Below are 26,032 nucleotides of genomic sequence, written 5' to 3' on the forward strand. Positions count from 1 at the left end.
CGTTTTGTCATTCTTTGGTTTTTCTTCGTTCCGCTCTAGCGGCACGTCTGGCAGCACGTCTAGCTTCTGCTTCCGGATCAACCGTTCGTTCTTTTTTGACTCTCGGTGTTTCGGTCTCTGGACTTTCAGTACCTTCTGTCGGTTCGATCTTCGCTTTGATTTTTTCTAATTGACCAGTCATCGCCGCATAGTTGTAAAACCGTTTTTTCGCATCTTGGATCGTTTTGTCGAATAATTGCTCCGCAGCCTGTGGATGGATCGTTTCTAGTGATGAAAAACGGACTTGCTTGCGCATGAAGTCAGCCATCATGGTAAAATCAGGCTTTTTATAGTCTAGCGTCATCGGCGTTTTATTCTTTTCGATCAATTCAGGATTATAGCGATACAACGACCAATAACCTGAAGCCACTGCTTCTTTTGCTTCTTTGATCGATTCTTTCATTCCACCTAGTAACCCATGAGCAATACATGGCGTATACGCAATGATCAACGATGGTCCAGGGAATTTTTCCGCCTCTTCAAATGCTTTGATCGTTTGCATTTGATTTGCACCGGAAGCAATTTGTGCTACATACACATTGCCATACGTCATTGCCATCATGCCTAAGTCTTTCTTCGACGCATATTTCCCATTTGCTGAGAATTTAGCGATTGCTGAAGCAGGTGTAGCTTTCGAGACTTGTCCACCTGTATTGGAATAGACTTCATTATCCATTACTAAGATGTTTACATCTGCGCCACTTGCCAAGACGTGATCGATTCCGCCAAAACCGATATCGTACGCCCAGCCATCCCCACCGATCATCCATTGACTGTTTTTGACAAATAGATCTTTTTCTTGATAGATCGCTTGTAATTCAGGAACAAGTTCAAGCTCATTTTCGATTGCCGCACGTAATTTAGCTGCCCGCTGTTGGGTTCCTTCGCTTTCAAACATATGCGCCAACCAATCTTCCATCAACTCACGTAGTTCTAAGGAGACTTTAGGCATCACTTTTTTCATTGTTTCTGCTAAAGCTTCTCTTCTTGTTTGTGCGGCTAAAAGCATCCCATAACCAAATTCAGCATTGTCTTCTAATAATGAATTTGACCACGCAGGTCCTTGCCCACAATCATTTGTGGTAAATGGTGAAGCCGGTACTGCTCCGCCCCAAATGGATGAACAGCCTGTGGCATTGGCAATCATCATCCGATCACCGAACATCTGTGTCAATAACTTCACGTAAGGCGTTTCCCCACAACCGGAACATGCTCCAGAAAATTCTAATAAAGGTTGATTGAACTGTGTTGATAACACTGTATTTTTGCCTTTGATCGGATTTTCTTTTTGTCGCAAGGTCATTGCAAATGCCCAGTTGATTGCTTGTTTCTTTTGTTCTTCATAGGGCTTCATCACGAGTGCTTTGCCTTTTGCTGGACAAGCTTCAACACATAGCCCACACCCGGTACAGTCTTCGACAGACACTTGGATACGATACTTCAAGCCATCTGGTCCACGCATTTCTCGAACAATGAACCCTTCCGGTGCTTCTTCCAGTTCCTCCTCATCGGCTAAGAAAGGTCGAATCGCTGCATGAGGACAAACGAAAGAACATTCATTACACATCGTACAGCGCTCACTGATCCATTCGGGCACTTCAAGTGCGACCCCGCGTTTTTCGTAAGCAGCGGTTCCTAAAGGCATATCCCCTCGTGTCATTCCGTTTTCTGCTAAGGTCCTCACTGAGAGCTGATTTCCTTCTTGAGCGTTGATTGGTTCAAGGATGTCTCTAATATAGCGATTTGAGGTGTTCATTTCTTTTTTTGGAAGCGCCAATGTTGCCCACTCAGCCGGCACTTCGACTTTATGCAACAATTCCACCGTGCGATCGATTGCCTTGATGTTTTTTTCAACGATCGCCATTGATTTATGACCATAACTCTTCATGGCTTCCTCTTTTAAAATCGGCAGGACTTCTTCAAATGGTATGATATTCGCCAACTTGAAAAATGCTGTTTCCATCGCCGTATTGATCCGCCGACCTAGACCAACTTCTTGCGCCAAGCGCATCGCATTGATCGTATAAAATTGGATCTCATTTTCAGCTAAATACCGTTTTAAATGGGTCGGTAGATGCGTAGCTAGTTGTTCGTCTGACCAAAGCGTATTCAACAAGAAAGTCCCTTTTGGTTTCAACCCTTTTACTAGATCATAGCTGTGGAGATAAGCAGGGGTATGACAAGCGACAAAATCGGCATGCTCGACTAAATAGGTCGACCTGATTGGCGTATCCCCAAAACGCAAATGAGAAACAGTCAGACCACCTGATTTTTTTGAATCATAGTAAAAATAGCCTTGTGCGTATTTGTTTGTATGGTCACCAATGATTTTGATCGCTGATTTATTTGCTCCAACAGTCCCATCAGATCCGAATCCCCAGAATTTCGCTTGATACGTATTCGCTTCGGTCAAATCAAGCGATGGGCCAACTTCCAAAGAACAGTAAGTTAAATCATCAATGATCCCGATCGTGAAGCGTTTCTTCATATCCGTTTTTTCTTTTTTCAATTCATCATATACCGCTACAATCTGATCAGGAGTGACATCTTTTGAACCAATGCCATAACGTCCGCCGATCACTTTCAGATGACGTTCTGCATCATATAACGCACTTTGAACGTCTAGTAATAAAGGTTCTCCCCCTGCTCCCGGCTCTTTACTGCGATCTAGAACAGCAATTGCTTTTACGGAATTCGGTAGTTTTTCGATCAATGTTTCGATTGGAAACGGGCGATATAAATGGATATTCAAGAAGCCGACTTTCCGACCGTTTTGGTTCAAGTAATCAACTGTTTGTTGGATCGTTTGCGCAACTGAGCCCATTGAAATAATGACTTCCTCTGCGTTGGCTGCTCCATAATAAGTGACTAGATCATAAGAAGTTCCTCGGAGTTCATTGATTTTATCCATATACTTTTTCACGATTTGAGGCAAACGATCATAGTAGCGGTTGATCGTTTCTCGTTGTTGGAAATGGATATCAGGGTTTTGATTCGTTCCACTAGTCGTCGGCCGATTAGGATTCATCCCACGTTCACGAAAGGCCTGCAATTTTTCTTGAGGAATCAAAGGAGCTAATTCATCATATTCCAACACTTCGATTTTTTGGATTTCATGACTCGTTCGAAAACCATCAAAAAAGTTGACGAAAGGGATTTCTCCTTCTAAGGAAGCTAGATGTGCAACTGGCGCTAAATCCATGACTTCTTGGACGCTGCTTTCCGCAAGCATCGCAAATCCTGTTTGGCGAGCGGCCATCACATCACCATGATCACCAAAAATATTCAACGCATTCGTCGTCACCGCTCGACTAGCTACGTGAAAAACACTAGGTAATAGTTCACCGGCTATCTTATACATATTTGGGATCATCAATAATAATCCTTGTGAAGCAGTGTACGTTGTTGTCAATGCTCCGGTTTTTAGTGACCCATGTACGACACCTGCAGCACCAGCTTCTGATTGCATCTCTACGACTTTCACTGGTTGTCCGAAAATATTTTTTTTGCCTGAAGCTGCCCATTGATCAACCAGTTCAGCCATTGTTGAACTAGGCGTAATTGGATAGATCGCTGCTAATTCTGTAAAGGCATATGAAATATATGCAGCAGCAGTATTCCCATCCATCGTCTTCATTTTTCGCATGTTTCATCACCTTTGCTCAATTTATCTAAATAATCTTTATTATTATACCGTAAACGAACAAAGAAAACCTCTTAATTTTGAAAGAAAAATCACATGCTAAAGATATGACAAAAATGCTTCGACCAGAATCGACAGCTAGAAAAAAAATAGCTTTTCCTCTCATACAACTTTTATCTTCATAATCTAGGAAATGAGAGATTGACTAATTACCCATACTTATTTTTTGAACAAATTATTGTCTTTTTTTTGGTAAAGTTATTACAATAGAATAAAGAGGTGTTAAAAAATGGATATTTCAATTATCGATGCAACAAAAACAAACAAAACTACTGGAATCATGTACGGAAACGAAGATGCACCAAAACAAATGATCGAATTTGTCAATCTTGCTTGTCCTTATTGTCGACAATGGTTTATCGAATCTTATGACATTTTAGAAGAGGCGGTTCAATCTGGAAGACTCTTACGAATCATCAAATTGTTCGACAAAGAAAAACCTAGTTTAAAAAAAGGAAATGTGATGCATCATCATATCACTACGACGGATGGAAAAGTCGCATTAAAACAAATCAAAGCGATTTTCGATGCGCAAGATGAATGGAAACAACTTGATTTAGACGGCATTGCTGAATATGCTACTGAAACACTTGGTTTAACTGAACAAGAAGACCAAGCAATCACTCAAGCAATCATCGATGAAGCAAACGCTGCTCACATCCAATTCGTCCCTACTGTAATTATCGATGAACATATCTTTGATGAATCGATCACACCAGAAGAATTGAGTGAATTGGTTAAATAACTCATCATTTGATCATTCTTTGATGTTCAAAATCAAAAATAGACCGAAAAGCGATTGGCTTTTTCGGTCTATTTTTTCGTTGGAAGAAAGAAGTATTTTCGATTGAACGAAACTGATGCGTTTTTTCTTGCAGGACTCGTTTGATGTTAGGATGATTTGTTAAATATGTGTGGAAAGTGATTTGACAAATATTGGGCAGTATTTTCTTGTAACTCCCTCTGCCTTCTCTCCATTTAGCCTAAGTTATGCTCATGTTTGAAGAAAAGAAAAAAAGTGGTCTGATATTTGTTCCCCGTTTCGATGAAATGTGAAGACATCGAAACCGATACAAATCATTCAAACCACATAGACTGCTTCTTGTCGATCATCCGTATTAAAATAAACCCCATTATTCTTTAGGATGCTTGTTCCTTTAATTTTTCAGCAAATTCGTTGATTTTTCGAATCCGATGATTGATCCCTGATTTCGAGATTGCTCCGGATGGGATCATTTCTCCTAGTTCTTTTAAACTGACTTCAGGATGTTGCAAGCGTAATTCAGCAATCTCTTGTAACTTTTCCGGAAGTGCTTGTAAACCCACTCGTGCTTCGATCAATTCAATATTTTCAATCTGTTTTGATGCTGCATCAATGGTTTTGTTCAGGTTAGCCGTCTCACAATTGACTAACCGGTTCACTGAATTTCTCATATCACGCACGATCCGCACATCTTCAAAGCGCAACATCGAATTTGTTGCCCCAATCAGAGTCAAGAAATCAGCAATTTTTTCGGCCCCTTTTAAATAAGAGATATAGCCATTACGTCTTTCTAGTGTACGTGCGTGTAAACCATAGTAATTCAACATATTACAAATATCTTGGTTATGTTGTTCGTAGATCGAATAAATCTCTAAGTGATAGCGACTTGTTTCCGGGTTATTGACTGAACCCGACGCCATAAATGCGCCACGTAAATATGAACGCATCTTTTGTGCATTTCCCATGATCTCATCGGAAACATGCCCATTGAACATCATGCCATCCATGATATCCAGATCCATCAATACATTTTTTGTTCCTTGTTTCAAGCGAACGATGTAGACATTATTCTTCTTTAATTTCATTTTCTTGCGTACGAGCAGTTCGCTTCGTACTTGATAATGATCTTTTAAAAGTGAGTAGATCCGTCGAGCAATTGCGGCGTTTTCTGTCTGTACATTCAAGATGAATTGCTGGTTGACGATTCCAAGTGAGCCATTCATTCGTAATAACGCGGCTAATTCCGCTTTTGCATGTTCTCGATGGACTTCCAAACCAGTCAATTCCTTCTTGACCTCAGCTGCAAATGACACGTTATCCACCTCCTTTTCACAAAATTTTTCCTTTAATTACTTTGAGCCAAAGACGATACGAAATAGTTCTTCGACTACCTTTTCACCATCATGGAAGACCCCGCCATTTTTCAACTCTAAAAAGTCTGTCGAGATGACCCGACAATTTTCTTCTCTTAAGCCATTAAAATCATGTGCTACTTGGACAAGGTATTCATCGTAGATTTCCGGGTCCATGTAATCTTTTGGTACTTTTTCTGTATTGACTAAAACAGTATCAATAAAGGGTTGGTCTAAATGTTGATGCAACACACGAATATGATCTGCATCTGAAAAATGTTCTGTTTCCCCTTTTTGTGTCATGATATTACAGATGTATACGACCTCTGCTTTCGTTTGAAGCATGGCTTCACCAACTTCTGGTATGACTAAGTTAGGAAGAATACTCGTGAACAAGCTTCCCGGCCCTAAGACAACCATATCTGCTTCCATGATCGCAGAAACAACTTTGCGGCCTGCTTTGGCTTCACTTTCGTCTTCTGTATTACGTACGAATACCCGATCGATCGTTTTGCGGTCAACAGCGATTTTAGATTCTCCGATCGCTGTCGTTCCATCTTTGAATACCGCATGTAAGGTCAACGGCGTTTCAGAAGAGGGATAGATGTGTCCATCCACGTGCATCATTCGAGACAATAGTTGTACTGCTTCATAAGTACTCCCTCTCATTTCAGCAACTGCCGCAATGATCAAGTTACCAATGGTATGATTGGCTAAAAATTGGTCTTCTTTTTTGAAACGGTACTGAAAGATATCTTCGTAAAATTGAGGCATATCAGATAGCGAGACTAACACATTTCTTAAATCGCCTGGAGGAGCCATCGCGATCGACTGGCGGATCTCACCGCTACTACCGCCATCATCTGCGACGGTTACGATTGCCGTGATATCGGCTCCTTGATTACGTAGACTTTTCAAAATAACAGGTAAGCCTGTACCGCCTCCGACTACAACGATTTTGGGTTTTCGAATTCGGTAAGTTTTCATTTTCATGAGCGGTTCACCGTCTCTTTGCGCTTATCTTTGTCACGATGAGTTACATTGACTTTATATGTTTCACTAAGCGCTTGAGATAACCTTTCTGTTAAAGCAACTGAACGGTGTTGTCCACCCGTACAGCCAATCGCTACAGTCAAACTGCTTTTTCCTTCTTTGATGTATCCTGGCATGACTGTTTTTAATAAATCAAGGAATTTCAAATAAAATAATTCTGTTTCGTCAAAGGACATGACGTAATCATAGACTGGTTTATCTTTCCCAGTCAATGGTCTTAAATCAGCGATATAATGAGGGTTCGGTAAAAAACGAACATCCATCACAATATCTGAATCGATCGGTAACCCGTATTTGAAACCAAACGAAACAAACTCAATGCGAAATCCTTGATCATCTTTTGTTTTAAATGTTTGATTGATTTTCTCACGTAGTTGTCGTGGGGTTAAAGTCGTCGTATCAATAATGACAGAAGCTTGTGCTTTGATGTCATTTAAAATCGCCCGTTCTTTACGGATGCCTTCCGTTACTAGTCCATCCATAGCCATCGGATGGGTTCTTCTGGTTTCTTTGTAACGAGCAACCAACTCTTCGTCAGAGGCATCTAAAAATAAGACAGAGGTATCAATAAAATTTGTATTTTCGATCTCGATCAACATACTTTGGATCTCTTCAAAGAAAGAGCGTGAACGTAGATCCACACCAAGTGCCATTTTTGTGACTTTCCCCGATTCCTTGATCAGTTCCCAGAATTTTGGGATCAGTGTTGGGGGCATATTATCGATACAAAAGTACCCCATATCTTCAAAACTTTGAATGGCCACAGTTTTACCTGCCCCGCTCATTCCTGTAATGATTACTAGTTCTAAATTATCAGCCATCCGTATGGCCTCCTCTCTCGTTCTCCTATAAAATTATATCATCCCGGGCGTATCATTGCTAGTTCGAATTCGATTTCTTTGGTTTTTATTCAAAGGCTGTAAAGCAAAATCAAACGACTTTAAAATAAGCGCGAAAAGTGAGGGGTACATTAGTCCTCTCGGAGATTCTAAAACTGAATAAACGATGGAAACAAAAGTAACCTCTTCGGAAATAAGGCGCCATCCACAAAAATTTGAAGAACAATTTTCGTGGATGGCGTCTTATTTCTCGAGGGGAAACATTTCTGTCTCTAACTCTTTTCGCGCTAATTTATAGGAGCTGAACCCCTGTGGATCAAACTCAGCCCACAACTATTATTACACTAAAAACGTATCTTACTTTCGAGCAGATAGTGCCATCTCGATTGTTCGATCAGCTAGTATCGACTGCGCATCGATCACAGGATAAGGATTATCGGAGGCAACTTCTTGCATCAAAGACAATTCTGTACAGCCTAAGATGATCTTTTCACACGCCAAGCGTTGAACAACTTCTTCTAGAATCTCAAAATAAAGTTCTTTGTTCAACCGATCCGCTTCTTTGATTTCATGATAAATCAAGTAGTTCACTTTTTCTTGTAGTTCTTGGTCAGGAATCACCACGTCAAAACCTAATGCTTTGATCTCTTTTTCGTAAACACCGGCAAGAATACTTCCTTGAGTTGCTAAAACAGCTACTTTACCCGTTGTTTTTTGACGGACAAGCTCTTTTGCCGCTTCTCGTGGCATATGCAAAATCGGAATCGTCGTCTCTGCTTGTAAGTCATCAAAAAAGTAATGAGCTGTATTACAAGTCAAAACAATGAAATTCGGTTGTAGTAAATTTTGTTTTTTGACATCCTCTACTAAATAAGGGACAGGATTTTCTTTTGTTTGATCCAAAATGTAGGCCGTTCGATCAGGAACTGTCGCATGATTGAACAATACATAGTTCAAGTAATCCTGATCTTTGGCAGCTTTGACACGATGATTGATCAAGCGGACAAAGCTTTCCGTTGCCATCGTTCCCATCCCACCTAAGATGCTGAAAAAATTCTCCATGAACTAGCCTTCTTTCGAATGAAAGTATTTTTTAAATCTTGGAATATAGTTTCGGAACATATAAGTCATCAATACCCAGCGTTTAAGTGAGTGATCTTTCTCATAAAACACAGTCGTTCCATAGCGTTTTTCTTTGATCAACTGCAAGGCACGTTGTTTTTGTTCGTTCTCTTTGGCATAAGTCAAGAAGACTTTTTTTGGCACGCCCAGCCATAGCTTCGCTTGATCTGATTGGTTCGTTCCGTAGGTCGTTTCCACGAACGGCACACCAAAGACACGGTCTTCTGTTAGAAAACGTGCTAAATTCAGGCCATTGAGCGTAACAAAGAAACTACTTCTTCCTTGACGAAGATTGATCTCAAATAATTTATATTCGCCATCTCGTGGGTCATACTTCATGTCAAAGTTTGCAAAGCCAGTGTACTCGATTTTTTCTAGAAATGCTTTGATCGTTTGGTAGATCTTCTCGTTATAGTCAGGCATGATCACGACATAGTTTCCGATAGACGCTGGTGTTGGGTCTTCAAGTAATGGATGTCCTAGACACATCATTCGTACTTGATGCTGGTCATCAACGTAGGCATTCAAGACCCGCATATTGCTGTCATCCCCAGGAATAAAGTCTTGTGCGATCATTTCGCTCGTATAGCCCGCTTCATAGATCCGACCTAGCATCAAATCAAATTCCTCGCGATTATCAATAATAAACGCTTTTTTTCGTCCCTCAAATTGGACAGATAAATATTCCACACTATTTGCCGGTTTTAGTGCTACAGGAAAATTGAAAGGTAACTCTTGTTCTAAGCGGCCATTGTTCAACATTTCTTTTCGAATGATCAATGTTTTGGGATAAGGTAACTGATATTCTTCACATATCTCATAAAAACTCACTTTATTCACTAATCGCTCGAAAAGTGAATAATCGATATAAGGACATATAAAAGTTTCAGACAGCTCCTCTTTATGCTGAGAAATCAACTCAGCATATCCGTCGCCACAAGCTATCAGTAAATATTTTTTATTTTTATCCGTATATTTTTCTTTTGCTAAACGTCTCATCGTCTCTATAAAGACCGGATCTTGATCAAATCCTGGAATCACTTCAACGTTTACGATTTTGCTATAGCGGGTAGGCGCTAATTGATTCGACGCATAGGATTGACAAACTGTGCCATATGCCTCGTGAAATGAACGGGCCATACCATAAACGTTCATATCGCTACCTAATAAAATAGGGATAAATTCATTTTTTTCATTACTGTTCATCATTATCTCTCACTAACTTAATAATCTCTTGTTTTTTCTTTTACAATTACACAAGGAATATCATACCATAAAGAAAAAAGCAATCAAAGGAATCTCCTCCGATTGCTCAATTCTTTTTTGAACGGATTGAACTTATAGGAAGTTTTTATCTATACCAATAAGTGTAGAAAGAACTACCATACAAAATATTCTAGAATACTCATGAAAAGAAAACAATACATATTGTATTCTTTTAATATTTTTTTAACTATCATCATCACTTTTATTATTTTTCCATGATTTTTTTCAAATAATGTCCTGTATAGCTTTCTTTGACTTTCACTAATTCCTCTGGTGTACCAGTCGCTAGGATCGTACCGCCACCTTCGCCACCTTCAGGTCCTAGATCGATCAAATGATCCGCTGTTTTGATGACGTCTAAATTGTGTTCAATGACTAACACAGTATTTCCTGCATCAACCAATCGTTGCAAAACATGCAATAATCGAGCAATGTCATCAGTGTGAAGCCCTGTAGTCGGCTCATCTAAAATATAAAAATTCTTCCCATTAGAAATCTTGTGCAGTTCACTCGCAAGTTTCATTCGTTGCGCTTCTCCGCCGGACAATGTCGTCGCTGGTTGTCCCATTGTGACGTAGCCTAAGCCAACATCAACGATCGTTTGTAGTTTGCGATGGATCTTAGGGATCGGTTGGAAAAACTCAACGGCATCTTCAACCGTCATCTCTAAGATATCCGCAATACTTTTTCCTTTGTAATGAACTTCTAGTGTTTCTGAGTTATAACGTTTCCCATGACAGACTTCGCATGGGACATACACATCTGGTAAGAAATGCATTTCGATCTTGATGATCCCATCACCGCGGCAAGCTTCACAGCGCCCACCTTTCACGTTGAAACTGAAACGGCCTTTTTTGTAACCACGCATCTTCGCTTCATTGGTTTGAGCAAACAGATCACGGATATCATCAAAGACACTCGTATAAGTCGCCGGATTACTTCTTGGTGTCCGACCGATCGGGCTTTGATCGATATCAATGATTTTTTCGATTCCTTCATAACCAGTTATCGTTTTGAACTTTCCTGGTTTGGCTGAGTTCCGATTGATTTTTTGTGCTAATGCCTTCTTTAAGATACTGTTCACAAGCGTACTTTTCCCTGAACCGGAGACGCCAGTGACCGCCACGAATTCACCCAAAGGAAACTCAACGGACACATTTTTCAAGTTGTTTTCTGTCGCACCTGTGATCTTGATCGCTTTACCTGTACCTTTTCGTCTTGTTTCAGGAACAGGGATCGATTTTTTGCCAGACAGATATTGTCCGGTCAATGAATGTTTATCCTTAGCAACTTGAGCGGGTGTCCCAGCAGAAACGATCTCGCCACCTTGATGTCCTGCACCAGGACCAACATCGATCAAATAATCGGCTGCACGCATCGTATCTTCATCATGTTCCACAACCACTAAGGTATTGCCAAGATCTCGCATTTTCTTCAATGAACCGATCAAGCGATCATTGTCCCGTTGATGTAAGCCAATGGAAGGCTCATCTAAGATATAAAGAACTCCCGATAGATTTGAACCGATTTGTGTGGCTAAACGAATCCGTTGCGCTTCGCCACCTGATAAAGTGCCCGAAGCACGACTAAGTGTCAAATAATCAAGACCGACATTTTCTAAGAATGACAAACGGTCATTGACTTCTTTTAGAATCGGACGAGCGATGACTTTTTCTTGCTCTGATAAAGTTAGATTTTCAAAAAATTCAACGGCATGTTGGATCGACAAGTCATTCGTCTGACCAATATTCGTCCCATTGATCTGTACGGATAAAGCTTGTGGATTCAATCGATAACCGTCACAAGTCTTACACGTCAATTCTGTCATGTAAAGACGCATTTGTTCTCTCGTAAAATCACTGTTCGTATCATGGTAACGGCGTTTGATATTGGTCATCACGCCTTCAAATGACGTTTCAACATCTCTCACTCCACCGAAATCATTTTCGTAGTGAAAATGGAAGGACTCTGAGGTACCATTCAACACGATTTCTTGATGTTCAATAGGTAAGTCTTCAAATGGTGTATCCATATCGATCCCATAACTTTCGCAAGCTTGTGCTAGCATTTGTGGATAATATTGCGAACTGATGGGATTCCAAGGAATGATTGCTCCTTCGTTCAACGTTTTTGTTTTATCTGGGATCACTAGATCGATATCGACTTCTAATTTGACTCCCAAACCATCACAATCCGGACATGCGCCAAATGGTGCATTGAAAGAAAACAAGCGCGGTTCTAATTCTCCTACTGTAAACCCACAGTACGGACACGCATAATGTTCGCTAAAGAGCATCTCTTCTTCGCCAATCACATCGATCAATACATAGCCATCCGCTAAACGAAGCGCTGCTTCGATCGAATCGAATAAACGAGAGCGGACGCCTTCTTTGACCACGATTCGGTCAATCACGATCGCGATATCATGTTTTTTATTTTTTTCTAATTCAGGTACTTCGCTAACGTCATAGGTTTCTCCGTCTACACGGACACGAACATACCCTTCTTTTTGGACACGTTCAAATACTTTTTTGTGTTGTCCTTTTTTCTTTACCACGATCGGTGCTAAAATTTGGATCTTCGTCCGATCAGGCAGTTCTAGCACTTTGTCCACCATTTGTTCGACGGATTGACTAGTGATCTCAATATGGTCATTTGGACAGATCGGATGACCGACCCTAGCAAATAACAAACGTAAATAATCGTTGATCTCTGTCACTGTCCCTACGGTAGACCGAGGGTTTTTACTGGTTGTTTTTTGATCGATCGAGATTGCTGGGCTAAGTCCATCAATACTATCAACATCCGGTTTATCCATTTGTCCCAAAAATTGACGGGCATACGCAGATAAACTTTCAACATATCGGCGTTGTCCCTCTGCGTATAATGTGTCAAAAGCAAGTGAACTTTTCCCTGAACCGGATAATCCGGTGACGACCACGAATTTATCACGTGGGATCGTCACATCGATATTCTTTAAATTATGCGCTCTTGCGCCATGAATAATAATTTTATCGTTAGCCATGTTTACCCCCTACTCAGATGCTTTTAATTCAAGAATCATATCACGTACATTGGCTGCAGTCTCGAAATCCAATGCTTTCGCTGCATCTTTCATTTCTTTTTCTAGTTTCATCAATAATGTTGCTTTTTCTTCTCTTGTCATCTCTTCATAAGAAACTTGCACCGTTTCTTTTGCATCATCTTCTGATTCTTTCGTAATCGAGATCAAGTCTCGGATTTCTTTGATGATCGTTTTCGGAACGATGCCATGGTCCTCATTGTATTGTTGCTGGATACTACGACGTCTTGACGTTTCATCCATGGCTAAACGCATGGAATCAGTGACTCTGTCCGCATACATGATGACTTTACCTTCTGAGTTACGTGCCGCACGTCCGATGGTTTGGACTAATGAACGTTCACTTCGTAAGAACCCTTCTTTATCGGCATCTAAAATAGCGACTAACGATACCTCAGGCACATCTAATCCTTCACGTAGTAAGTTGATACCAACTAATACGTCAAACTCGCCTAAACGAAGATCACGAATGATCTCTGTCCGTTCTAATGTTTTGATATCGCTATGCAAGTATTTTACTTTGATCCCTAACTCTTTGAAGTAATCGGTCAAGTCTTCTGACATCTTTTTCGTCAACGTGGTCACAAATACCCGTTGGTCTTTTTCAACTCGCTCATTGATCTCACCTACCAAATCGTCGATCTGACCCATGATTGGTCGTACCTCGATGACTGGATCTAATAATCCTGTTGGTCGAATGATTTGTTGGACCACTGTATCTGTTTGTTCGTACTCATAAGGTCCAGGAGTAGCAGAAACATAGACGATCTGGTTGACATGTTTCTCAAATTCTTCTAGACGTAAGGGACGGTTATCTAGTGCAGATGGCAAGCGGAAGCCATAATCGACTAGCATTTGTTTTCTCGCACGGTCTCCGTTATACATTCCACGGATCTGTGGCATCGTCACATGAGATTCATCAATGACCATCAGCGCATCCTCAGGGAAGAAATCTAATAACGTATACGGCGGTTCGCCTTCTTTACGACCATCCATATGACGTGAATAGTTTTCGATCCCAGAAGTATAGCCCATCTCTAACATCATCTCGATGTCATAGTTCGTCCGTTGTTCTAAGCGTTGCGCCTCTAATAATTTGTTCTCATTACGCAACACAGTCAAGCGTTGTTCCAGTTCTGCTTTGATATTGGCGACCGCATGTTCCATATGATCGTCATCAGTGACAAAGTGAGTAGCGGGGAAAATAGCGACGTGTTCTGTTTCGCCTAATACTTCACCTGTCAACGCATTCACTTCACGGATTCTTTCGACTTCATCGCCAAAAAATTCAACGCGTAATGCTCGCTCATCACGTGAAGCTGGAAAGATCTCCACGACATCACCACGCACTCGAAAACGACCGCGCTGAAAATCAATATCGTTTCGCTCAAATTGGATGCTGACTAGATCTCGGATCAATTGATTACGGTCCATCTCCGCACCTTGTCTGATCGACACGACTTGTTTTTGATATTCAAATGGTGAACCTAACCCAAAAATACAAGAAACCGAAGCAATCACGATCACGTCATTTCGTTCTAACAATGAACTTGTGGCGGAATGACGCAATTTATCGATTTCATCGTTGACACTTGAATCTTTTTCAATGTACGTATCACTCGAAGGTACATAGGCTTCTGGTTGATAATAATCATAGTAAGAAACAAAATATTCGACCGCATTGTTCGGAAAGAACTCTTTAAATTCCCCATATAATTGGCCAGCAAGTGTCTTATTATGTGCAATGATCAAAGTTGGTTTATTTACTTTTTCGATCAAATTAGATATCGTATAGGTTTTCCCTGTTCCGGTCGCACCTAATAAAATCTGCGCTTTTTTACCCTCATTTACACCTTCGACCAACTGCTTGATCGCTTCTGGTTGATCGCCGGCTGGTTGGTATTTTGACACCAACTCAAAATGACGGGAGGTATCTCTTTCAATCATTGTTCGTCCTCCTTTTCGTTCATTCCTTCTCTCATTTCATCAAAAAAAGAAAAGGAAAGCAAAGGCATTCCTTGTTCCTCTATTATATCACGGCGAACATACTTTCGCCAATTGAAAGTTTTGGATCTTACCTGTAATCTCCTTCTTTTATCGCATGTCATGTTTTCTTACATAGCATGTAATAAATCGCTACTTTTTTAAATTATTTTTTCTTGGAATCTTGTGTTAGGAATATCTTTTCGCCTATAATAGTTAAATATTGGAAATTATCGAAATTTATATAGGAGGTTATTTATGAAAAAAAGAAACATGTTACAGACATTCCTTTTCATAATGACAGGACTTGTTACATTCGCTCTGCATACGCCTGTGCAAGCTGACGAGACGCAATCGACTACAGCAACTAGCGAGACGATGCAAAAAATAGAACCTAAAAAAGACGTTTATGTGATTGCAAGTGATTCGGCCTTCGCTCCATTCGAGTACCAAAATGCGGATGGCGAATATGTGGGGATCGATGTCAGCTTAATGGAAGCTATCTCAGAAATGCATGGGTTCAATATCCGCATGGACTTCCGAGGTTTCTCTGCTGCGTTACAGGCATTGGAATCCGGACAAGCAGATGGAATGATCGCGGGGATGACGATTACAGATGAACGTAAAAAAACGTTTGATTTTTCAGACCCTTATTTCCAAAGTGGTATCCAAATCGCAGTCAAAAAAGGCAATACTTCGATCAAGTCTTATGAAGACTTAGATGGAAAAACAGTCGGTGCGAAAGTTGGTACCGAAAGTGCAGATTTCTTGGTCGCTAACCAAGAGAAATACGGCTACGAAATCAAATATTTCGATGCCGCAGATCAGCTATATGATAGTTTGAGAGTCGGAGCAATTGACGCAATGATGGATGACTATCCAGTAATCGGTTATGCGATCAAAAATGGTCAGGAATTAGAAACGCCAATCGAACGAGAAACTGGCGGCTCTTATGGTTTCGCAGTGAAAAAAGGAGAAAATCCTGAATTATTAGAAATGTTCAACGAAGGCTTAAAAGAATTAAAACGAACAGGTCAATATGACGAGATCATCAATCAATACATCTCTACAGACGAAAGTGCAGCAGCACCAGCTGTTGATGAATCGACATTGACTGGCTTGATCCAAAACAATTACAAAGCGCTATTGAAAGGCTTATGGCAAACGATCCTATTAACCTTGATTTCATTTGCACTAGCTTTAGTTGTCGGCGTAATCTTCGGTCTTTTCAGTGTTGCACCGATCCGCGCCTTACGAACAGTTGCAAGCATCTATGTAGATATCATTCGCGGAATTCCGATGATGGTACTTGCTTTCTTCATCTTTTTCGGTCTACCAAGTATCGTGGGCTTTACGATTCCTGACTTTATTGCAGGGATCATCACATTGACCTTGAACGCGAGTGCCTATATCGCCGAAATCGTACGTGGCGGGATCAATGCTGTTCCTACAGGACAAATGGAAGCTTCACGAAGTTTAGGTCTGTCTTATAACCGTACGATGCAAAAAATCATTTTACCACAAGCATTTAAAATCATGATTCCATCGTTTGTCAACCAATTCGTGATCTCATTGAAAGATACGACGATCATTTCAGCGATCGGTGTGGTCGAGTTGTTACAAACTGGACGGATCATCGTTGCTCGTACCACTCAAAGTACGTATGTCTACTTGATCATCGCAGTAATGTACTTGATCTTGATCACTGCATTGACGAAATTAGCGAAAGTTTTAGAAAAGAAGGTGAAATAAGATGACAGAAAAAATCTTAGTCGAACATCTTGTAAAAAAATATGGAGACAACACTGTCTTGAACGACATCAACGTGTCGATCAATGAAGGCGATGTTGTTTGTGTGATCGGACCTTCTGGTTCAGGTAAAAGTACTTTTTTACGTTGTTTGAACCGTTTAGAAGATCCAACATCCGGTGATATCATCATTGATGGTGCTCATTTGATGGATAAAAACACAGATATCAACTTAGTAAGGCAACATATAGGCATGGTATTCCAGCATTTCAATCTTTTCCCACATCTTTCTGTGTTGGAAAACATCGTTTTAGCACCGATGGATCTAAAAAAACTCTCTCGTGAAGAAGCAGAGAAAAAAGCAATCAAATTGTTAGAAACAGTTGGCTTAGAAGACAAAAAAGATATGTACCCAGATAACTTATCTGGTGGACAAAAACAACGGGTTGCTATTGCTCGTGCATTAGCAATGAATCCCGATATCATGCTCTTTGATGAACCTACTTCAGCCTTGGACCCAGAAATGGTCGGCGATGTATTGAATGTCATGAAAAAATTAGCGAAACAAGGAATGACTATGGTCATCGTGACACATGAAATGGGCTTTGCTAAAGAAGTCGCTAACCGTGTCATGTTTATAGATGGCGGCAACTTCCTCGAAGATGGCACACCACAACAAATCTTTGAAGATCCGCAAAATGAGCGAACGAAAGATTTCTTGGATAAAGTATTAGATATCTGATCGACTAAAGAAAGCCCCTAAGAACGTCTGGAAAAACCAAGCGTCCTTAGGGGCTCTTTACTATTGATTTTTAACGAATGTTACATGATCCACCGATACCCATCCTTGCGCTTTTGCATCAACATAAATGCCAATCTCACTCGTGCCGGAAGTAACCGGTATATCTTTGATCGTTACCTTCGTCCACTCGCCACTTTTAGTGATCGAAGCCTTCAGCTCTTTCCCACCATGATTTTTGACATACATCTGACTAGCGGTCAAATCGCCACCTGCCATGGTATAAGCAGTTAATGTGTACGTTCCCTTGCTTAATCCATTAACAGTTTGATAGATCGACATTTGATACGCTTGGTCATCCCAAAAGGTTGCTTTATACGCTCCGGAAAACCCACCAGTTTCAGTTTTCAATGTATCGATTGCTGCACCATTGCCTCGCCACACAGACCAATTTGCCGGTGTGTTCGTGAAACCGTCATTTTCAAAACTAGGATTTTTCAGAATATTTTGCTGTCTCCCTGCTTCTTGAAACGCCTTTAAGCTAGGAAGTGCTTGCCCATTGAAATCGAACATCGCCTGGTTATCCCACTCATTTCCTGTTTGTGATTGTACGCCTAAATAGTTCATTCCAGCAGCTGTTGCCCAAGAGACATTACCGTTATACCATAAAGGTTCCCAATAGAAAAAGCCATTCCCTTTCTCATTCGGCACGGTTTGGATACGAGTCACCAAATCATTTAAATATTCTCGTTGCCCTGCTGGTGTTGCCGCATATCCTCCTGCAATCTCTTGTTCTGGACCAAAAGCATTGGGCATACTATCCGCATTGGCAGTTGTGTGTCCATATGCAGTCTCTACCACATTGACTTCTTTATCATATCTGGCACTGATTGTGTTCATTGTCGTTTGCAAGGCATTCATCGAGCCATGCCAATAAGGATAATAGGAAAGGCCGATCAAATCGTAATCTACCCCACGTTTTGTAATCTCATCAAACCACCAAGTAAAGACATCCGTATCTCCACCATCAGCTAAATGCAGCATGATTGGGGTGTCGACTGGTTGCGTTTCTTTTACTCCCCGAATCCCAGACTTCAAGAAAGTGGCTAATCGATCAAACTCGCCACCACCTTCCCCCCATGATTTTCCATAAGGCCAAAGCATGCCGCTGTTCAATTCATTGCCTATCTGGACCATATCAGGATATACACCATTGTTTTTCATTTCTGTCAATACACTTTTCGTATAACCGTATAAGGCTGCATCAAGTTGCTCAAAGCTATAGTTTTCCCATGCTTTCGGAAGGTTTTGTTTGCCAGGGTCCACCCAGAAATCACTATAATGAAAATCAAGTAACACTTTCAATCCTAGGTTTTTCGCACGTTTCGCCAAAGCAATCGTCGTGTTCAAATCATTCGTGCCTGCACCATATGAATTCCCTTGATCATCATAAGGATCTTGCCATAATCGCAAACGAACATAGTTGACGCCATTGTTCTTTAGAATCTGTAATGCATCTTTTTTCACACCATTTTCGTAATACCCTGCACCAGATTTTTCCATATCCGCTAATATCGAGATATCTGCTCCACGTATCAATTCCTTTGCCTCCACTTGCTTTGTGCCTAATGCTACACTGACTAATGAAACAAATAATCCGACAACCAACACTCGCCAACCTTTTACTTTGTTCATTTAACGATCTCTCCTTTGATTTAAAATTGATCTAAAACAAACCGAACAGCTTTCTCAGGGTCTCTTGTCAAACCAATGTATTCTGCACCTTTTGTGGCAACCAATTTAATCCCTAAACGATCTGTGTCTTCCTTGATATCCTCATAGTAAGATTGGACTTGCGGAGCCAAAACGATCATATCAAAGTCTTCCATCATCTCGTAATGAGAACCGTAAGCACCTGCTAAAGCACTGATTGGTGCATCAAATTCTTTTGCTCCTTCTTTTAAGGCATTTGCAAGCATAGCACTTGTACCTGCACCTGCACATAAAACTAATACATTGATTTCTTTTCCTGAATCAGCCAAAGAACTCGCTTCTGTTGCCAATACTTCATTCGTCGGAATCGTCACGGTCACTTTTGTTTCATTTTCTTGCATGGCTACTTGTTCTGCTTGTCGTGCTTCTTGTTCAACTAGCGTCGCATCATACGCCTTACAGAATGGGAAATAGATGGCAAAGTCGACGAGAATCAAAACTGCGGCTAATACAAACGCCAAAACCCCCATGCCAGTTCCTAAGACTAAACCAATCGGAGCTGGCGTTGCCCAAGGTAAGACATACATGAAACTATTCATTCCAAACACATCAACAAAAAACTTGAACAAGCAAACGTTTACAATCGGCGTCAATAAAAATGGAACAAAGAAATACGGATTCAAAATCATCGGTGCCGCAAACAACAACGGCTCATTTACTGCAAAGCTGACTGGAATAACTGAAGCTTTACCAACCGCTTTTAACTGTTTGGATTTTGCAAATAGCAAAAAGATAAACGGAACGACTAAAGTCGCACCTGTTCCACCCATCGTTCCGACAAAATTCCCTAAACCAACAGTCAATACATGTGAAGCTTGTTCCCCAGAATTGAACAGTTGTAAATTGGTTTCGACATTCGCATAAATGATCGCTGCAATCGCTGGTTCAACAATCGATGGACCATGGACACCAACAAACCAGAAAAATGCCATAGCACCCCAGATCACGGCTATCCCCAAATAGCCATCTGCTGCTGTAAATAGTGGTTGCATTAAAGTGATGATGGCTTCTGCAAAAGAGATGCCAAAAAGACTACGTGCAGCTAAGTCGACCAACACGGCGGCAAAGACAGAAAATGAAAATGGAAAAATATCGCGGAACGTTTGAGAAATTGTTCCTGGTACTTCTTTTGGCATCTTGATCGTAATATCTTTTCGTACACAAAACTTATAAATGTTTACAGTAATAAATGCAGCGATGAACGAAGCAAGCAACCCTTTCGTTCCCATATATTCTGTTGAAAAACCACCTTCGATCGGTGAAACACTCAACAATAAGAAACTAACTAAAGAAGCAAGCATTACCGATGTAGTATTGATGATTTTATTTTTCGGCATTCTCCGATTCATCGATTCAGCTAAACAGCGTGCAGTAGTTGTAGAAACTAATATGCCTACGACCCCCATCGAATAATTGTAGATTTTCCACAACCAGGTCGATACTCCTTCTGGCCATTGAAAACCAAAAATCTCAGGAACTGCCGCAATCAAAATAAAGATACTTGAAAATAAAATTGCTGGCATAGCCGTCAAGAATCCATCTCTGACCGCACCTAAGTAAATGTTACGTGAGATTTTTTCAAAGATCGGTTTGCCTTTTTCAATTTGCTTGATGATCCCATTCATGCTTTTCACTCCTAGTGATTATTTGTTTTTATATAACTCAATGAAATCTTGGATCAAATCTCTTAGCAATAAAGTAGTCATCAAGTGATCTTGTCCATGGATAAAAATAAATCCCATATCCATATCTTTTCCTGAAGCCTCTTCTGCTAAGATCTTTGTTTGCGAATTATGGGCTAATGTCAAATTCTCATCTGCATCCTTCAAGGCTTCTTCCACACGATCAAATTTTCCTTGACGGACTTCTCTTAATAATGTGAGTAACGTACTACGTGCATCCCCTGAATAAGCCACGATCTCAAAACCTAACATTTGCAATTCTTCTTTATTCATCTTCCATTCCTCCAACTTAAATGATTGTTTTTGTTTCACTGACGAATTTGTACCAATAGGCGGACTCTTTAGGGTAACGTTTTTGTGTTTCGAAATCGACATAGAAGAGTCCGTATCGTTTGTTGTAACCATTTGACCAAGAGAACAAATCCATTAACGACCATAGGAAATAGCCTTTCACGTTTACTCCAGCAGATATAGCTTGGCTCAATGATTCTAAATAGACTTTCAAATATTCGATCCGCGGTTGGTCCATGATCACACCATCATCGAACTGATCTTTGAATCCCATCCCATTTTCAGTGATGTAGATTTTATTGTAGTGAGGATAATCTTCCTTGATACGTAACAATAGATCATATAACCCTTCTGGATAGATCAACCAGTCCCAATCCGTTCGAGGGATTCCTTCTTTATAGATCCGTTCTCCAATTCCTTTTACTTTATAAACAGAAGTTCCTTTGTCCCCTGTTCCATTATGATGGATCGCATTCTCTCCATGATACGCTTTGACAAAGTGACATTGATAATGGTTGATACCCAAGTAATCATTACGGTGCGAGGCACGCTTCATCTCCGCCAAATCCTCTTCCGGAAAATCATAACTTGCGCCGTTTGCTTCACAAATCTCAGCAAGCGCTGACAATGTTTCATCAGAGTAATATCCTAAGTAAGTGGCATCTAAGAGGAAACGGATCGACAACGCATCATCTAAGAACGCTGCATGTTGATCTTCCAAAGCGTCCGATGCAGGATATTTCGTTTCTAAAGAATGAACCACACCAATTTCACCGGCATATCCCTCGTCCTTGAACAAGTTCACCACCCTTGCGTGCGCATACATCATGTTATGCAAACAAGCAATGATTTTGGTAAAATCATAGGTTATTCCTGGTGGGAAAATCCCTAATAAATATTGATTCGTTGCCACTGGATAAATCTCGTTGAATGTACTCCAGTAACGTACTTCTTTAAATTCATCAAAGCAAAATTTTGCATACGCAACAAACGCTTCTATATTGTCTCTATTTAAAAAATCACCCTGATCAAATAAAACTTTTGGGGTATCAAAATGATGGAGCGTCACAAAAGGAAGTACACCATGTTTCTCACAAGCTGCAAAGACCTTATGGTAAAATGCCACACCCTCTTCATTCACTTTCCCAGTTCCATCAGGAAAAATACGACTCCACGCAATGGATAAACGTAACCCATTCACACCAAACTTCTCACATAATTCAATATCTTTTTCATATTGATGATAGAAATCACTTGCCGGATCAGGACTGAATCTTCCTTGTTTCTCTAAAAACTCGTCCCAAGCAACTTCACCTTTTCCGCCTTCTTTTGTTGCGCCTTCTACTTGGTATGCCGCTGTTGCTCCGCCAAAAATAAAATCTTCTGGTAATTTCAGCATCTCTTCCCCTACCTTCTTGTCTACTAATTTATATAACAACACGAATTGTAATCGCATTCAAAACATTTGTCAACAAAAACAAACAAATTCAATCAATAAATTGCATTTATTTGAAATAAAAGGGGGGATTGTTTGTTTAGGTTGATTATTTTTGTTTGCATGTGTTTGTTTTTGTTGACCTCCATTCTATTCTATGGTAGATTATTTGTGAATTGGGAGTGATTAGATGTTAAAAAGAGAGCGCTTACTAACAATTAGTGAGATGGTGAATAAAAAAGGGATTTTAACGGTCAGTGAGATCATCGAACAATTGAATGTCTCTGATATGACCGTTCGTCGAGATTTGGATGAGCTAGAAAAGTCAGGAAAATTATTGCGTATCCATGGTGGGGCCCAAAGTCTTACCTATACCCTCGACCAAGAATTATCACATACAGAAAAATCAGTCATGCAAATCAAAGAAAAGCAACAGATTGCGGCAACAGCTGCACAGTTGATCAATGAAGGTGATACAGTCTTTTTGGGTCCAGGAACGACGATCGAGTTATTAGCTTCTCACTTGATCCACAGAAAACTGCGGATCATTACGAATAATTATGCCGTTTTTGAAGTGTTAGCCCAAGCAGAAGTTCCCGAAATTTTGTTGATCGGTGGCGACTTTCGAAAAAACACTGGTGCATTTGTCGGCCCCATCACCAACGATAACCTCAGAAAACTGAAGTTCACCAAATCATTTATCAGCGCTAACGGTGTGCATAATGAAGCAATCTCAACCTATAGTACCGAAGAAGGTGAAGCTCAACAAATTGCCTTGAACCATTCGAAAAATAAATACTTATTAGTGGATCACCAAAAATTTAATCGCGATGACTTTTATATCTTTTATCAATTACATGATTTTGATTTACTGATTACTGATCCACACATCAAACCACATGTGAAAGATCATTATTCGCAATATGTCCAAATAAAATTAGCGGAATCGCTAGAAAATGAACTTTAGGAGTGAACGTATGAAAGGAATTATTTTTGATTTTAACGGGACGATGTTCCAAGACTCCCATTTACATGAAGCGGCTTGGGTCCAAATGATCCATCATTATTCTAAAAAAGAGCTTTCTGATGAAGACATTGTTAAAAATATCCATGGACGTACCAATAGTGAGATATTGAATTATTTTATCTCCCCTACTTTATCGAAAGAAGAAGTCGAGAAACTATCAAACGAGAAAGAGGCATATTATCGCACTCTTTGCTTAGAAAAACCGGATGATTTAATGCTGACGCAGGGATTGATCGGTACTTTGGACATATTAAAAGAGGAAAACATCCCGATCACGATCGCTACAGCTACAGTCAAAGATAACGTTGAATTTTATTTTGAGATTTTTGATTTAGTAAGATGGTTTGAATTTGATCAAGTCGTTTACGATGATAATACTTTCCCAGGTAAACCACAACCTGATATCTTTATCAAAGCCGCACAAAAATTAGCTCTTGAACCAAAAGATTGCTTGGTCATTGAAGATGCTTATTCTGGACTTTTAGCAGCCAAGCGTGCAAATATCGGTACGATCATCGCCATTGATCCATTTGGGAAAAATCGCCAGTTATTCTCCAATCAAGAACTAAGAAAAGATGGTGTGATAGAGAATTTTGATGATTTCTATCTCAATTTCTTCTCCACTGCAACTTCATCAAAAAAAAGATAGACGTATGATCGTCTATCTTTTTTGTATTTATTTACGTTTTTTTCCGCCAAACGCATCTTTTACTTTATCAAAAAAACCATCTTCTTGTTGCTCTTGAACATGCATGCCGCCTGCTTTAGCAAATGCGCGTAAAGCTTCACGCTGTTCTTCATTGAGGTTTTTAGGTGTAATCAATTTCACACGCACATGTTGGTCCCCTGTAGACCCACCACGTAAACGTGGCGCTCCTTTACCACGTAAACGGAAGTTCGTTCCCGTTTGCGTACCAGCAGGGATTTTCAATTTGACATCCCCATGAACGGTTGGCACTTGTACTTCATCACCCAGCGCTGCTTGCACGAAGCTTAATGGTAACTCATAATAGATCTCAGAACCATCGCGATCGAAGATATCACTTTCTTCTACTCGGAAGACCACATATAGATCTCCGAATGGACCACCATTCTCGCCTGCTTCACCTTGTCCTGCTAAGCGCATTTGTTGTCCTTCTTCCACACCGGCTGGTACATTCACTTTGACCGTATGTGCTTTCTTCTCATGACCAGAGCCATGACAAGTCGGACATGGTTCTTTGATTTCTTTCCCAGTGCCTCGACATACATCACAAGTTTGACGGCTCATCACACGACCAAGTGGTGTTTGACGTTCCACATTGATCGTTCCAGAACCATGACATTTATGACAAGTCGTCGGTTGTGTTCCTGGTTTTGCACCATTTCCGCTACACGTGTGACAAATTTCTTCACGATTGTATTTGATTTCTTTTTCTACCCCAAAGATTGCTTCTTCGAAGGATAAATTGACTGTATATTGTAGATCTGATCCTTGACGAGGGGCATTTGGATCAACAGATCTTCCACCACCGCCAAAAAACGAATCAAAAATATCTTCAAATCCACCAAAGCCAGCTCCACCACCGGAGAAGCCGCCAAAGCCACCAAAGCCGCCGCCACCAGCGCCATAATTAGGATCAGTTCCGGCATGTCCGTATTGATCGTAAGCCGCACGTTTTTGTGGATCACTTAAAATCTCATAAGCCTCGGAAACTTCTTTGAATTTTTCATCAGCATCAGGCTCTTTATTGATATCTGGATGGTATTTCTTTGATAACTTTCGATAAGCTTTTTTTATTTCGTCTTCTGAAGCTCCCTTTGACAGCCCCAAGACTTCGTAATAATCACGTTTTGTTGCCATAGGCTTTCCTCCTATTGGTTCTCTTCATTTCCACGTCGTTTGTTATCATATCACACTTTGATCGAAACAAAAACCGGAAATTTCGAAGTATCGACTAAAGAAGAAAAAATCGATCATTGATTTCTATGGCACAAAGAAAAGATAACATTTCTCTTCTTGATCCAAAGAAAAATCATAACTGATGACTTGTTACTTTACTCTAGTGATGCTTCTAAACTGCATAAAATAAAGTGATACAAGATTATTCCCTCGGAAATAAGCCGAAGAATCGCGAAAATATGAGAAGCTATT

The 26,032-nt window shown here is 40.4% G+C and carries 18 protein-coding genes and 1 pseudogene; 5 read left to right on the plus strand and 14 right to left on the minus strand.

What is annotated here, in order from left to right; all coding sequences use genetic code 11:
• Positions 1 to 7 precede the first annotated feature (7 nt).
• Positions 8 to 3,685, minus strand: coding sequence for a pyruvate:ferredoxin (flavodoxin) oxidoreductase (gene nifJ / locus EM4838_RS07775; RefSeq protein ID WP_071866254.1), 3,678 nt, complete (start codon positions 3,683 to 3,685; stop codon positions 8 to 10).
• Positions 3,686 to 3,971: 286 nt separating this feature from the next.
• Here nifJ and EM4838_RS07780 point away from each other — a divergent pair, with 286 nt between their 5' ends.
• Positions 3,972 to 4,487 carry a DsbA family protein gene (locus EM4838_RS07780; RefSeq protein WP_071866253.1) on the plus strand — a complete coding sequence of 172 codons (516 nt, stop codon included), beginning with the start codon at positions 3,972 to 3,974 and terminating at the stop codon, positions 4,485 to 4,487.
• A 395-nt stretch (positions 4,488 to 4,882) separates the two neighbouring features.
• On the opposite strand, the gene whiA is transcribed toward EM4838_RS07780, so the two are convergent.
• From whiA to uvrB, 7 genes are all read right to left on the minus strand, one after another.
• On the minus strand, positions 4,883 to 5,818 hold the full coding sequence (whiA, locus tag EM4838_RS07785; protein ID WP_010735234.1) for a DNA-binding protein WhiA: 936 nt from the start codon (positions 5,816 to 5,818) through the stop codon (positions 4,883 to 4,885).
• A 36-nt stretch (positions 5,819 to 5,854) separates the two neighbouring features.
• Positions 5,855 to 6,850: a gluconeogenesis factor YvcK family protein gene (locus tag EM4838_RS07790; RefSeq protein ID WP_065096810.1), complete on the minus strand. Its 996-nt coding sequence runs from the start codon at positions 6,848 to 6,850 to the stop codon at positions 5,855 to 5,857.
• Positions 6,847 to 7,731: an RNase adapter RapZ gene (gene rapZ / locus EM4838_RS07795; protein WP_010735232.1), complete on the minus strand. Its 885-nt coding sequence runs from the start codon at positions 7,729 to 7,731 to the stop codon at positions 6,847 to 6,849. Before rapZ ends, EM4838_RS07790 begins: the two co-directional genes overlap by 4 nt.
• A 375-nt stretch (positions 7,732 to 8,106) precedes the next feature.
• Positions 8,107 to 8,811, minus strand: coding sequence for an amino acid racemase (locus EM4838_RS07800; protein ID WP_019723110.1), 705 nt, complete (start codon positions 8,809 to 8,811; stop codon positions 8,107 to 8,109).
• A 3-nt stretch (positions 8,812 to 8,814) separates the two neighbouring features.
• The gene (locus EM4838_RS07805; protein WP_041684221.1) at positions 8,815 to 10,080 is read right to left on the minus strand and encodes a D-aspartate ligase; all 1,266 of its coding nucleotides are present in this window, start codon (positions 10,078 to 10,080) and stop codon (positions 8,815 to 8,817) included.
• A gap of 262 nt (positions 10,081 to 10,342) precedes the next feature.
• Positions 10,343 to 13,162 (minus strand): excinuclease ABC subunit UvrA, encoded by a 2,820-nt coding sequence (uvrA, locus tag EM4838_RS07810; RefSeq protein WP_071866252.1) that lies wholly within the window; start codon positions 13,160 to 13,162, stop codon positions 10,343 to 10,345.
• Between the two features lie 9 nt (positions 13,163 to 13,171).
• Complete coding sequence (gene uvrB / locus EM4838_RS07815; protein ID WP_071866251.1) at positions 13,172 to 15,166, minus strand: excinuclease ABC subunit UvrB; 1,995 nt, start codon at positions 15,164 to 15,166, stop codon at positions 13,172 to 13,174.
• A 294-nt stretch (positions 15,167 to 15,460) separates the two neighbouring features.
• Between uvrB and EM4838_RS07820 the strand changes: the two genes are divergently transcribed.
• Together EM4838_RS07820 and EM4838_RS07825 are read left to right on the plus strand one after the other, a co-directional pair.
• The gene (locus EM4838_RS07820; RefSeq protein ID WP_074801522.1) at positions 15,461 to 16,954 is read left to right on the plus strand and encodes an amino acid ABC transporter substrate-binding protein/permease; all 1,494 of its coding nucleotides are present in this window, start codon (positions 15,461 to 15,463) and stop codon (positions 16,952 to 16,954) included.
• Position 16,955: 1 nt separating this feature from the next.
• Positions 16,956 to 17,693, plus strand: coding sequence for an amino acid ABC transporter ATP-binding protein (locus tag EM4838_RS07825; RefSeq protein WP_071866250.1), 738 nt, complete (start codon positions 16,956 to 16,958; stop codon positions 17,691 to 17,693).
• Between the two features lie 60 nt (positions 17,694 to 17,753).
• Here EM4838_RS07825 and EM4838_RS07830 read toward each other — a convergent pair whose 3' ends face one another.
• The 5 genes and pseudogenes from EM4838_RS07830 to lacG all read right to left on the minus strand — a co-directional run bounded on the left by EM4838_RS07830 (position 17,754) and on the right by lacG (position 22,835).
• Positions 17,754 to 19,385: a glycoside hydrolase family 53 protein gene (locus EM4838_RS07830; RefSeq protein ID WP_071866249.1), complete on the minus strand. Its 1,632-nt coding sequence runs from the start codon at positions 19,383 to 19,385 to the stop codon at positions 17,754 to 17,756.
• Between the two features lie 20 nt (positions 19,386 to 19,405).
• Positions 19,406 to 19,804 carry a lactose/cellobiose PTS transporter subunit IIB gene (locus EM4838_RS17150; protein ID WP_373865790.1) on the minus strand — a complete coding sequence of 133 codons (399 nt, stop codon included), beginning with the start codon at positions 19,802 to 19,804 and terminating at the stop codon, positions 19,406 to 19,408.
• Positions 19,804 to 21,088: pseudogene (locus EM4838_RS07835) on the minus strand (PTS transporter subunit EIIC); the annotation flags it as partial. The pseudogene EM4838_RS07835 and the gene EM4838_RS17150, both read right to left, overlap by 1 nt.
• 18 nt (positions 21,089 to 21,106) lie before the next feature.
• On the minus strand, positions 21,107 to 21,418 hold the full coding sequence (locus tag EM4838_RS07840) for a PTS sugar transporter subunit IIA (RefSeq protein ID WP_010735223.1): 312 nt from the start codon (positions 21,416 to 21,418) through the stop codon (positions 21,107 to 21,109).
• Between the two features lie 16 nt (positions 21,419 to 21,434).
• Positions 21,435 to 22,835, minus strand: a complete 1,401-nt coding sequence (lacG, locus tag EM4838_RS07845; protein ID WP_071866247.1) for a 6-phospho-beta-galactosidase — start codon at positions 22,833 to 22,835, stop codon at positions 21,435 to 21,437.
• Between the two features lie 226 nt (positions 22,836 to 23,061).
• On the opposite strand from lacG, the gene EM4838_RS07850 reads away from it, so the two are divergent.
• Together EM4838_RS07850 and EM4838_RS07855 are read left to right on the plus strand one after the other, a co-directional pair.
• On the plus strand, positions 23,062 to 23,838 hold the full coding sequence (locus tag EM4838_RS07850; RefSeq protein ID WP_071866246.1) for a DeoR/GlpR family DNA-binding transcription regulator: 777 nt from the start codon (positions 23,062 to 23,064) through the stop codon (positions 23,836 to 23,838).
• Positions 23,839 to 23,848: 10 nt separating this feature from the next.
• A complete protein-coding gene (locus tag EM4838_RS07855; RefSeq protein WP_071866245.1) occupies positions 23,849 to 24,547 on the plus strand; it encodes an HAD family hydrolase in 699 nt (232 codons plus the stop codon).
• A gap of 27 nt (positions 24,548 to 24,574) precedes the next feature.
• On the opposite strand, the gene dnaJ is transcribed toward EM4838_RS07855, so the two are convergent.
• On the minus strand, positions 24,575 to 25,741 hold the full coding sequence (gene dnaJ, locus EM4838_RS07860; protein ID WP_010735219.1) for a molecular chaperone DnaJ: 1,167 nt from the start codon (positions 25,739 to 25,741) through the stop codon (positions 24,575 to 24,577).
• Positions 25,742 to 26,032: the final 291 nt, after the last annotated feature.

This window comes from Enterococcus mundtii, assembly GCF_002813755.1.
In the GTDB taxonomy this organism is placed as follows: Bacteria; Bacillota; Bacilli; order Lactobacillales; family Enterococcaceae; genus Enterococcus_B; species Enterococcus_B mundtii.

What these genes read in the sequence shown, in the direction of transcription:
- nifJ (WP_071866254.1), bottom strand. Translation starts at nt 3,685, where the DNA reads ATGCGAAAAATGAAGACGATGGATGGGAATACTGCTGCTGCATATATT.
- EM4838_RS07780 (WP_071866253.1), top strand. Translation starts at nt 3,972, where the DNA reads ATGGATATTTCAATTATCGATGCAACAAAAACAAACAAAACTACTGGA.
- EM4838_RS07790 (WP_065096810.1), bottom strand. Translation starts at nt 6,850, where the DNA reads ATGAAAATGAAAACTTACCGAATTCGAAAACCCAAAATCGTTGTAGTC.
- rapZ (WP_010735232.1), bottom strand. Translation starts at nt 7,731, where the DNA reads ATGGCTGATAATTTAGAACTAGTAATCATTACAGGAATGAGCGGGGCA.
- EM4838_RS07800 (WP_019723110.1), bottom strand. Translation starts at nt 8,811, where the DNA reads ATGGAGAATTTTTTCAGCATCTTAGGTGGGATGGGAACGATGGCAACG.
- EM4838_RS07805 (WP_041684221.1), bottom strand. Translation starts at nt 10,080, where the DNA reads ATGATGAACAGTAATGAAAAAAATGAATTTATCCCTATTTTATTAGGT.
- uvrA (WP_071866252.1), bottom strand. Translation starts at nt 13,162, where the DNA reads ATGGCTAACGATAAAATTATTATTCATGGCGCAAGAGCGCATAATTTA.
- uvrB (WP_071866251.1), bottom strand. Translation starts at nt 15,166, where the DNA reads ATGATTGAAAGAGATACCTCCCGTCATTTTGAGTTGGTGTCAAAATAC.
- EM4838_RS07820 (WP_074801522.1), top strand. Translation starts at nt 15,461, where the DNA reads ATGAAAAAAAGAAACATGTTACAGACATTCCTTTTCATAATGACAGGA.
- EM4838_RS07825 (WP_071866250.1), top strand. Translation starts at nt 16,956, where the DNA reads ATGACAGAAAAAATCTTAGTCGAACATCTTGTAAAAAAATATGGAGAC.
- EM4838_RS07830 (WP_071866249.1), bottom strand. Translation starts at nt 19,385, where the DNA reads ATGAACAAAGTAAAAGGTTGGCGAGTGTTGGTTGTCGGATTATTTGTT.
- EM4838_RS17150 (WP_373865790.1), bottom strand. Translation starts at nt 19,804, where the DNA reads ATGCAAGAAAATGAAACAAAAGTGACCGTGACGATTCCGACGAATGAA.
- EM4838_RS07840 (WP_010735223.1), bottom strand. Translation starts at nt 21,418, where the DNA reads ATGAATAAAGAAGAATTGCAAATGTTAGGTTTTGAGATCGTGGCTTAT.
- lacG (WP_071866247.1), bottom strand. Translation starts at nt 22,835, where the DNA reads ATGCTGAAATTACCAGAAGATTTTATTTTTGGCGGAGCAACAGCGGCA.
- EM4838_RS07850 (WP_071866246.1), top strand. Translation starts at nt 23,062, where the DNA reads ATGTTAAAAAGAGAGCGCTTACTAACAATTAGTGAGATGGTGAATAAA.
- EM4838_RS07855 (WP_071866245.1), top strand. Translation starts at nt 23,849, where the DNA reads ATGAAAGGAATTATTTTTGATTTTAACGGGACGATGTTCCAAGACTCC.
- dnaJ (WP_010735219.1), bottom strand. Translation starts at nt 25,741, where the DNA reads ATGGCAACAAAACGTGATTATTACGAAGTCTTGGGGCTGTCAAAGGGA.